At 74.0% G+C, this 9,541-nt stretch carries 9 protein-coding genes; 3 read left to right on the top strand and 6 right to left on the bottom strand.

Annotated elements, in window-relative coordinates; translation table 11 throughout:
- Positions 1-94 precede the first annotated feature (94 nt).
- The gene (locus tag TR48_RS37375) at positions 95-982 is read right to left on the bottom strand and encodes a helix-turn-helix transcriptional regulator (RefSeq protein ID WP_042375175.1); all 888 of its coding nucleotides are present in this window, start codon (positions 980-982) and stop codon (positions 95-97) included.
- 158 nt (positions 983-1,140) lie between these two features.
- Between TR48_RS37375 and TR48_RS37370 the strand changes: the two genes are divergently transcribed.
- Both TR48_RS37370 and TR48_RS37365 read left to right on the top strand, forming a co-directional pair.
- Entirely contained in the window at positions 1,141-1,998 is an 858-nt protein-coding gene (locus TR48_RS37370) for an NAD-dependent epimerase/dehydratase family protein (RefSeq protein WP_042375173.1), read from the top strand.
- A gap of 112 nt (positions 1,999-2,110) precedes the next feature.
- Positions 2,111-2,836: a DUF5995 family protein gene (locus TR48_RS37365; protein ID WP_042375170.1), complete on the top strand. Its 726-nt coding sequence runs from the start codon at positions 2,111-2,113 to the stop codon at positions 2,834-2,836.
- A gap of 7 nt (positions 2,837-2,843) precedes the next feature.
- Here TR48_RS37365 and TR48_RS37360 read toward each other — a convergent pair whose 3' ends face one another.
- The 5 genes from TR48_RS37360 to def all read right to left on the bottom strand — a co-directional run bounded on the left by TR48_RS37360 (position 2,844) and on the right by def (position 8,733).
- Positions 2,844-4,304 carry a GuaB1 family IMP dehydrogenase-related protein gene (locus TR48_RS37360; RefSeq protein WP_042375169.1) on the bottom strand — a complete coding sequence of 487 codons (1,461 nt, stop codon included), beginning with the start codon at positions 4,302-4,304 and terminating at the stop codon, positions 2,844-2,846.
- Between the two features lie 149 nt (positions 4,305-4,453).
- On the bottom strand, positions 4,454-5,137 hold the full coding sequence (gene rpe / locus TR48_RS37355) for a ribulose-phosphate 3-epimerase (protein WP_042375167.1): 684 nt from the start codon (positions 5,135-5,137) through the stop codon (positions 4,454-4,456).
- 165 nt (positions 5,138-5,302) lie between these two features.
- Positions 5,303-6,760 carry an RsmB/NOP family class I SAM-dependent RNA methyltransferase gene (locus TR48_RS37350; RefSeq protein WP_042375165.1) on the bottom strand — a complete coding sequence of 486 codons (1,458 nt, stop codon included), beginning with the start codon at positions 6,758-6,760 and terminating at the stop codon, positions 5,303-5,305.
- Between the two features lie 402 nt (positions 6,761-7,162).
- Positions 7,163-8,089 (bottom strand): methionyl-tRNA formyltransferase, encoded by a 927-nt coding sequence (fmt, locus tag TR48_RS37345; protein WP_042375162.1) that lies wholly within the window; start codon positions 8,087-8,089, stop codon positions 7,163-7,165.
- Between the two features lie 98 nt (positions 8,090-8,187).
- Positions 8,188-8,733, bottom strand: coding sequence for a peptide deformylase (gene def, locus TR48_RS37340; RefSeq protein WP_042375159.1), 546 nt, complete (start codon positions 8,731-8,733; stop codon positions 8,188-8,190).
- Between the two features lie 320 nt (positions 8,734-9,053).
- Between def and TR48_RS37335 the strand changes: the two genes are divergently transcribed.
- Positions 9,054-9,541 (top strand): hypothetical protein (locus TR48_RS37335; protein ID WP_052443372.1); only part of this gene is annotated, 488 nt, incomplete at its 3' end.

Raw genomic sequence — 9,541 nt, 5'->3', positions numbered from 1 at the left:
CCGCCGAGCAGCGCCTCGGCCCGTGCGGCGGAGCGCGGTGGCGCGGCCGGGAGCGTGCGGCCGTGCGCGCCGCCGACGCCGCCGACGCCGCCGGTCAGCGCCCCACGGAGCCCTGCGCGTCGAGGCTTCGTCCGGCGGGGTCCTGCACGCCGAGGTCCTGCAGTCCGACGACGCGGAGCAGCTCCAGCCGCTCCGCGGTGGCGCTGCCGGGCGCGGCCGTGTAGACGAGCAGCTGCTGCTCGCCGCCGTCGGTGACCAGCACCTCGCAGGAGAGCTCCAGCAGGCCGACCACCGGGTGCACGATGCGCTTGACGTCGCTGCGACGCTGCGCGACGTCGTGCTCGGCCCAGTAGGCGGCGAACTCCGGCGACCGCACCAGCAGCTCGGCCACCAGTCGCTCCGCGCGGCGGTCCTCCGGGCGGGCGGTGGCGATGGCGCGCAGGTGCGCGACGTGGGAGCGGCCGAGGCGCTCGTGGTCCTCGGCGGGCATCACCGCGCGGGCGGCGGGTTCGACGAACCAGCGCCGGATGAGGTTGCGCTGCTCGGGCGGCCGCGAGGTCGCGTCGCCCCACAGCGCCCGCGACATCGCGTTCTGCACCAGCACGTCGCCGAGGTCGGAGATGACCTGGGCCGGGGTGTCCCAGAGCCGGTCCAGGATCAGCAGCAGGCCGGGCCGGACGTGGTCGGCGACGTGATGGTGCTGGGGCGGCTGCTGGCCGGACAGGTGGAAGAGGTGGTCCCGCTCGTCGTCGCTCAGGCGCAGCGCGCGGGCCAGCGCCGCGAGCAGCTGCGGCGAGGGGCGCGGTCCGCGCTGCTGCTCCAGGCGCGTGTAGTAGTCCACCGACATCCCGGCGAGCCCGGCCACCTCCTCGCGGCGCAGTCCGGGCGTGCGGCGGCGGGCGCCGTCCGGCAGGCCCACGTCGGCGGTGCTCAGCCGCTCCCGGCTGCGGCGCAGGAAGTCGGCGAGTGCGGCGCGGTCCACGGGTCGGTCCATGCGTCCCAGCATCCCTCGCGGGCCGGCCGGTAACCAGGGATCGCCGGTCCCCCGATCGACAGGTCTCTCCCGCCGCGGGCGCGGCGGCGACAGAGTGGTCGTCACAGGGCCACGAGGCCCGGACGACCGAACGACGGAGCAGAACCATGACGATTCTGGTGACGGGCGCGACGGGGCAGGTCGGACGGCGGTTCGTGCCGCGTCTGCTGCAGTGGGTCCGTCCGGACGAGACGGTGCGGGTGCGGGTGCTGGTGCGTGGCGAGGAGAGCGCGCGGCACTTCACCGAGCTCGGCGCACGGGCCGTGCTGGGCGACCTGCGCGACGCCGACGACCGCAAGCGCGCTCTGGAGGGAGTGGACGACGTGGTGAACGTCGCGGCCGCCTTCCGCGGTGTGCCGGACGAGGAGGCGTGGGCGGTCAACCGCGACGCGGCCATCGCGCTGGGCCGGGAGGCCGCGGGGGCGGGCGTGCGGCGCTTCGTCCAGGCCAGCACCAACCTGGTCTACGGCGCGGGCCGGGGCCGTCCGGCGGTCCCGCAGGACCGGCCGGAGCCCGAGGCCGTCTGGGGCGTCTACCCGCGCTCCAAGGCGGAGGCCGAGGCCGGCCTGACCGCCCTGGCGGACCTGCGCCTGGTGATCGTCCGCCTGGCCTTCGTCTACGGCGAGGGCGACCCGCACCTGCCGAACGCCGGGCGCTTCATCGCCGACTGGCCGGCCCACCGACGGCTCCAGATGGTCCACCACGCGGACGTCGCCCTGGCGCTCTTCCGCGCCCTGCGCACCCCCGGGATCGAGGGCCGCAGCTACAACGCCGCGGACGACGCGCCCGTCACCGCCTGGGACATCCACCGCCTCAACGGCACCGCCTTCCCGCAGGCCAACGTCGACGCCGTCGACCCCGACCCGTGGAACGGCATCGCCTCCAACCTCTCGCTCCGCGACGAGCTGGGCTGGCGTCCGGTCTACCCGTCCGTCTGGACAGCGCGGGACGCAGGCGCGCTGTGACCTCCCGCGCCGACAGCCGCTCCGACCAGTCCGGCCAGTCCGGCCGGTCCGGGCCGTGGGCCACCCGCGCGGCGGATCGCCGCAGGCGGGGACCGGCTGCGATGCTGACGGGATGGAGCTGAGCACCGCGCCCGCCGATGCCGTCGCCGTCGTGGCGGCGCGGCTCGGTGACGCCGTGTCGGGGCTGCCGCCGGGGGACGGCGTCGGTGTGTTCGGCGGCGTGTACCTCCAGGTCACTGACGCCGTGGTACGGCGGCTCGGCGAGGACGGCTACTTCGGCTCGCCCGCCGACGTGGCCCGGCTGGACACCCTGTTCGCGGACCGCTTCCTCGGCGCGCTCGGCGCGGACGCGCCGCCCGCGTGCTGGCGGCCGCTGCTCGACCTGCGGCTGCACCCGGGCATCCGCCCGGTCCAGTTCGCGCTGGCGGGCATGAACAGCCACATCGAGCACGACCTGCCGCTCTCGGTCGTCGACTCCTGCCGCAGCCTCGACTGCCCGCCGCAGGAGCTGGAGGCGGACTTCCACCGCGTCAACGACCTGCTGGCGGGCGTGGAGGAGCAGGTCCGCGAGGAGCTGCTGGCGCTGCCGCCGGAGCTGGACGTCGCGGACCCGCTGCTGCACCTGCTGGACTCGTGGAGCATCGACGCCGCCCGCGACGCGGCCTGGGCCTCCGCCCGCATGCTGTGGGAGCTGCGCGGCACGCCGGAGGCCTACGCGGCGGCCGCGGGCGCGCTCGACCGCTCCACCGGAATGATGAGCCGCTGCCTGCTCACCCCGCTGCGCGACGCGCGCGCCATGCGGGAGGCGAGCAGGCAGACGGCGGTGGCCGACTACTGACCGAGCGTCACCAGCTGGCGTGCAGCGGCTTGCCCTCGGCGAATCCGGCCGCGCTCTGGACGCCCACCACGGCCTTGCGGTGGAAGTCCTCCAGCGAGTCCGCACCGGCGTAGGTGCAGGAGGAGCGGACGCCCGCGACGATCGAGTCGATCAGGTCCTCGACGCCGGGACGGGCCGGGTCCAGGTACATCTTGGAGGTGGAGATGCCCTCCTCGAACAACGCCTTGCGGGCGCGGTCGTAGTTGGACTCCTCGGCCGTCCGGTTGCGCACGGCGCGCGCGGAGGCCATGCCGAAGCTCTCCTTGTACTGGCGGCCGTCGGGGGCCGTCTGCAGGTCGCCAGGCGACTCGTAGGTGCCGGCGAACCAGGAGCCGATCATGACGTTGGACGCGCCGGCGGCCAGCGCCATCGCCACGTCGCGCGGGTGGCGCACGCCGCCGTCGGCCCAGACGTGCTTGCCGAGCCTGCGGGCCTCGGCCGCGCACTCCAGCACGGCGGAGAACTGCGGCCGGCCGACGCCGGTCATCATCCGGGTGGTGCACATCGCGCCCGGGCCGACACCGACCTTGAGGATGTCCGCGCCCGCCTCGACCAGGTCGCGCACGCCCTCGGGGGCGACGACGTTGCCCGCGACGACCGGCACCTGCGGGTCGAGCCCGCGCACGGCCTGCAGCGCGTTGATCATCGACTCCTGGTGGCCGTGGGCGGTGTCCACGACCAGCACGTCCGCACCGGCTTCCAGCAGCGCCTTGGCCTTGCCGGCCACGTCGCCGTTGATGCCCACGGTGGCGGCGATCCGCAGCTTGCCGCCCGCGTCCACCGCCGGGTTGTAGAGAGTCGCGCGCAGCGCACCCTTGCGGGTGAGGATGCCGACGAGGTCGCCCCGGCCGTCGACGACGGGAGCGAGCTTGCGGTGCCCGGCGGAGAGCTTCTCGAACGCCTCGCGCGGGTCGACGCTCTCCTCGAGGAGCAGCAGCTCCTTGCTCATCACGGCGGCGAGGCTGGTGAAGCGGTCCACGCCCTTGAGGTCGGCCTCGCTGACGACGCCGACCGGCTTGCCGTCCTCGACCACGACGATCGCGCCGTGGACGCGCTTGTGCAGCAGCGAGAACGCGTCGGCGACCGTCGCGCCGGGCGCGAGCGTCACGGCGGTGTCGTGCACCAGGTGGCGCTGCTTGACCCAGCCGACGACCTCGGAGACGACCTCGATCGGGATGTCCTGCGGGATCGCGACGACGCCGCCGCGCCGAGCCACCGTCTCGGCCATCCGTCGGCCGGCCACGGCAGTCATGTTGGCGACGACCAGCGGGATGGTCGTCCCGGTGCCGTCGTTGCTGGACAGGTCGACCGCCTGGCGCGACCCCACCGCCGAACGGCTGGGGATCATGAAGACGTCGTCGTACGTGAGGTCGTAGGGAGCGGAGGGACGGGCGTCCAGCTCGCCGGTGACCGGATTCAGGAACCGCATGACTTCAGCCTACGGTCCGGATCGGCGCGGTTCATGGCAGGACGCTACAAGGCGGCGTCCGGAAAACCGGCCGTGCCTTGGAGGATCGTCCATATGGGTTTGTGGTTAGCTACAACACCAGCGAAGGGCGGCCGCCGAACAGCGGAGCTTCAGAGCTTCCGCACCCACGGCGCCTTCTCCGTGGCCTCCCGCGCCTGCGCCCGCAGCGCCGCGACGGCAGCCGCGGGATCGTCCGCGCCGTAGACTGCGGAGCCCGCCACGAACACGTCCGCGCCCGCGTCCGCGCACCGCTCGATCGTGGAGGCCGAGACCCCGCCGTCGACCTGCAGCCACAGCTGGAGCCCGTGCTTGTCGATCAGCTGCCGGGTCCGGCGGATCTTCGGCAGCATGATGTCCAGGAACGCCTGCCCGCCGAAGCCCGGCTCCACCGTCATGATCAGCAACATGTCCAGCTCGGGCAGCAGGTCCTCGTACGGCTCGATCGGCGTCGCCGGACGCAGCGCCATCGACGCGCGCGCGCCGAGCGCCCGCAGGTCCCGCGCCAGCCGGACCGGCGCGGCCGCGGCCTCGACGTGGAACGTCACGGACCCCGCCCCCGCCTCGGCGTACTGCGGCGCCCAGCGGTCCGGGTTCTCGATCATCAGGTGGCAGTCGAGCGGGATGTCCGTGGCCTTGCTCAGCGACTCCACGACCGGCAGACCCAGGGTCAGGTTCGGCACGAAGTGGTTGTCCATGACGTCCACGTGCAGCCAGTCCGCACCCCGCACCGCCTCCGCCTCCTCGGCGAGCCGGGCGAAGTCGGCGGACAGGATGCTGGGACAGATCTGGGGCATCTCACGCACTTTCGAGTCGATCACGGATTCGTTGCCATCATGCCCTACCCCCCGGGGGCGCGAGGAACTGCGTGAGAAACCACCCGGTGCGGATGGCCCTGCGGGTTCGGCGCGCCACGTGCGTGGGTGGCTCGTCGCGCGGTTCCTCGCGCCTCTGAAAACCGCCTAACGGCGCTTGCGCAGCAGCGCCAGGTACATGGCGTCCGTGCCATGCAGATGCGGCCACAGCTGGATGTCCGGGCCGTCGCCCAGGTCCGGGACTCCCGGAAGCGTCTCGCGGGCGTCGATCCACTCGACGTCCTCGCGGCCCTTCAGGACGTCCTGGACCACTACGCGGGTCTCCGCGAGATGCGGGGAGCAGGTCGCGTAGCCGACGACGCCGCCCGGCCGGGTGGCGTCGATCGCGCTGCGCAGCAGACCCCGCTGCAGCGGCGCGAAGTTGGCGACGTCGGCGGGCCGGCGGCGCCACCGCGCCTCCGGGCGGCGGCGCAGCGCGCCGAGACCGGAGCAGGGGACGTCGACGAGCACGCGGTCGAAGCTGCCGGGCTTCCACGCGGGGCGGGTGCCGTCCGCCGTGATGACCGTGTACGGGCCGGGGTTGCCCTCCAGCGCACGGGCCACCAGACGGGCACGGTGGAGCTGGGCCTCGGAGGCGACCAGCGCCGCGCCCCGCTCCGCCGCGAGCGCGCCGAGCAGCGCGGCCTTGCCGCCGGGACCGGCGCAGCCGTCGAGCCAGACGGAGTCGCTGCCGCCCTCCAGCGGCGCGGCGGCGAGCGCTGCCGCGACCAGCTGGCTGCCCTCGTCCTGGACGCCCGCGCGGTTCTCGCGCACCGCGCGCAGATCGGCCGGGTCGCCGCCCTCGGCCAGCCGGACCGCGTACGGCGACCAGCGGCCGGGCTCCGTCGCGTCCTCGTCGAGCGCGGCGCGCAGCTCCTCGACGGTCGAGCGGCCCGGACGGGCGACCAGCGTCACCGCGGGGCGGTCGTTGTCGGCGGCGAGCAGCGCCTCCATCGCGGTGCGGCCGGCCGCCTGCGGCTGCCAGACGCCGAGCGCGTCCCACAGCGCGGAGACGACCCAGCGCGGATGCGAGAAGAGCACGCCCAGGTGGTCCTCGGCGTCCTCCTCGTAGGGCGGGGCGACCTGCTCCAGCCAGGTGTCCAGGTCGTGCTGCGAGATCTTGCGCAGCACCGCGTTGACGAACTTCGCCGGGCCGTCCGTCAGCACCGTGCGGGCGAGGTCGACGGTGGCGGAGACGGCCGCGTGGGTGGGGATGCGGGTCGCCAGCAGCTGGTGCGCGCCGAGCGAGATGACATCGAGGACCGGCGGGTCGATCTTGCTGAGCGGGCGGTCCACACAGGCGGCGATGATCGCGTCGTAGCTGCCGCGCATGCGCAGCGTGCCGTAGACGAGCTCGGTGGCGAAGGCGGCGTCGCGGCGGGTGAAGTCGACGTCCTGCTCGGCCTTGCGCAGCAGCGCCGGGAGGACCAGGTTGGCGTAGGCGTCGCGCTCGTCGACGGCCCGCAGGGCGTCGAAGGCGAGCCGGCGGGCGGGGTCCTGCGCCGGCTTGCGGTAGGGGCGCTTCTTCGCCGTCGCCGGACGGGACGCGGGGCCGGGGCTGCTCATGGGTCGGCTCTACCTCTGTGCCTGAAGGTGCTGACGGTTGCTATGCACGGACGTCGGGACGCCGTGCCTCGTGACCATCATGCCGCATGGGCGGCGGCAACCTGCTGACGGACGGTCGCGGACCACCTCCAGTTCCTCACCGGCACCAAACGCGACGGCGCCTGCTCAGGCTGACGCCCGGTTGCACCGCCCCCGGGGGCGCGGCCGCCTGCTGGCGAGCAACCAGGCAACACCCCAGGGGCGCGAGGAACCGCGCGAGAAACCACCGGCGTGCGGACGGCCCTGCACGTCGAGGAGCATCCGCATGTCAGTGACTTGTCGCGCAGTTCCTCGCGCCCTGAGGTGGTGCAACAGCCTCGCGCCCCTGGAGAGTGCACCGTCCCCAAGCCGCAGACGCGCTGTCTACACCAGTCGCTCGCCCGGTTCGACGCGTGCGCCGCGCGCCCAGTCGCCGGCGGGCATGCGCTTCTTGCCCTGCGGCTGCACGTCGCCCAGCTCCAGCTCGTACGAGCCGGTGCCCACGCGGACGGTGTTCTTCTGCACGGTCACCTCGCCCGGCGCCAGCTCCGACCGGCCCACGATCGGCCGCACCGAGCCGACCTTGAGGCGCTCGCCGCGGAACTCCGTCCACGCGCCCGGCGCGGGCGCGCAGCCGCGGACGACGCGGTCGACGCGGAGCGCGGGCGCGGTCCAGTCGATGCGGGCGTCCTCGACGGTGATCTTGGGCGCGATGGTGACCCCGTCGGCCGGCTGCGGGCGGGCCTCCAGGCTGCCGTCCTCGATGCCGTCCATGGTCGCGACCAGCAGCCGCGCGCCGGAGTCCGCCAGCCGCCCCAGCAGATCTCCGCTGGTGTCGGTCGGGCGGACCTCCTCCGTCACCGTGCCGTAGACCGGACCGGAGTCGAGGCCCTGCTCGATGAGGAAGGTCGACGCGCCGGTGACCTCGTCACCGGCCAGCACCGCGTGCTGGACGGGTGCCGCGCCGCGCCACGCGGGCAGCAGCGAGAAGTGGAGGTTGACCCACCCCCGCGCCGGAACCTCCAGCGCGGCCTTCGGCAGCAGCGCGCCGTAGGCGACGACGGGGCAGCAGTCCGGCGCGATCTCGGCGAGGCGCTCCAGGAACTCCGGGTCCCGCGGCTTGGCGGGCTTCAGCACCTCGATGCCCGCCTCCTCCGCGCGCTGCGCGACGGGGCTGGCGACGAGCTTGCGGCCGCGACCGGCGGGCGCGTCGGGGCGGGTGACCACCGCGACCACCTCGTGGCGCGAGGCGATCAGCGCCTCCAGCGAGGGGAGCGCGACCTCGGGGGTGCCGGCGAAGACCAACTTCATGCGAGTACCAGTGCCTTTCTCTGGCTGCGGGGAACGGTGCTGCGGCTCGGGGCTGCGGGGAACGGGACCGCCACAGGGGGCTGCGGCTGCGGCGTCCCTCAGAAGGCGCGGCCGAAGGTGCTGTGCGGGGAGACCCGCACCTGCGGGGCCGGCTCGCCGCCCCAGTCGGCGTCGCGGATCGCCTTCATCGCGGCCTTGCGCTGCTCGCGGTCCAGCCGATCGATGAAGATGATCCCGTCGAGGTGGTCGGTCTCGTGCTGGATGCAGCGCGCGAGCAGTTGCGTGCCCTCGACGGTCACCGGGTCGCCGTGCATGGTGAAGCCCTTCGCGACGACGCCGAAGGACCGGCGGGTGTCGAAGCTCAGGCCGGGCAGCGAGAGGCAGCCCTCCTCGCCGTCCTGCTGCTCGTCGGTGAGGTCGAGCGTCGGGTTGACCAGGTGTCCCAGCTCGCCGTCGACGTGGTAGGTGAACACGCGCAGCGAGACGCCGATCTGAGGGGCCGCCAGGCCGGAGCCGGGCGCGTCCTTCATCGTCTCGGTCAGGTCCCGGACGAGGTTCCGCAGCTCCTTGTCGAAGGTGGTGACCGGCTGCGCCTTCATACGCAGGACCGGATCGCCGAAGATACGGATCGGCTGGATGGCCACGGCGCGGACTCCCGTCGTCAGGGTGGGTGCGTGCAGGGTGGCCGCGCCGCGCCTCCCCCGGTGGCGGCGGACCCGCGCGCGGCCGTGCACTGGTGCCACAAGATGCCTCGAATGCTCGGAGGATCAAGTCTAGAGGGCCCGGGCAGGGGCTCACTCGCACGGTGCGCACGAGCGGCACGAGCCCCGTACGGCCTCCTGTGCGCCCTCCCGCACGCCCCTATCGTGACCGATCCGACACTTCGGGCGTTGGTCAAAGGAGATTGACCGCCGGAACCCTCCCCCTCGCGGTCCGCCACCGCCGTCCGAGAGGCACACACGACATGGTCGAACACGCCACGCACGACGCCCGTGCCCGAGCCAGCCTCCATCTGCTGGTCCGCGACATCGAGCGGGTGCGCCGCCAGGTGGACGCGTTGCGCACGCTGACTGCCCAGTTGGGCAACGTCTACCGGCCGCGCCGCCCCACGACGGCCGCGGGCTTCGTCGTCTACGGGCGGGCGCCCGCGCCGACGGTCCGGCTCGCGCAGGAGCTGCGCGACAGTGTGGAGGGCCTGGTCGCGGCCGCGGTGGAGTTCGACCGTTCGCTCGGCTTCTCCTGGGACGCGGTGGGCTCCGCGCTGGGCGTGACCAAGCAGGCGGTCCACCGGAGGTACGGCGTCCGCCGCAATGTGCCGGACGGCACGGCGCAGGGCCTGCAGCCCGGCCCGCAGCGCGCTCCGCTGGAGGACGGCGAGATCGTCGCCGAGGCGCCCGGGCTCCCGTCGGCGGCGGAGGTGCCGCTGCCCCAGCAGCACGCGGGGCCACCGGC

It is taken from the genome of Streptacidiphilus neutrinimicus (genome assembly GCF_000787815.1).
In the GTDB taxonomy this organism is placed as follows: domain Bacteria; phylum Actinomycetota; class Actinomycetes; order Streptomycetales; family Streptomycetaceae; genus Streptacidiphilus; species Streptacidiphilus neutrinimicus.
This window is presented reverse-complemented; position numbering and strand designations above follow the sequence as displayed.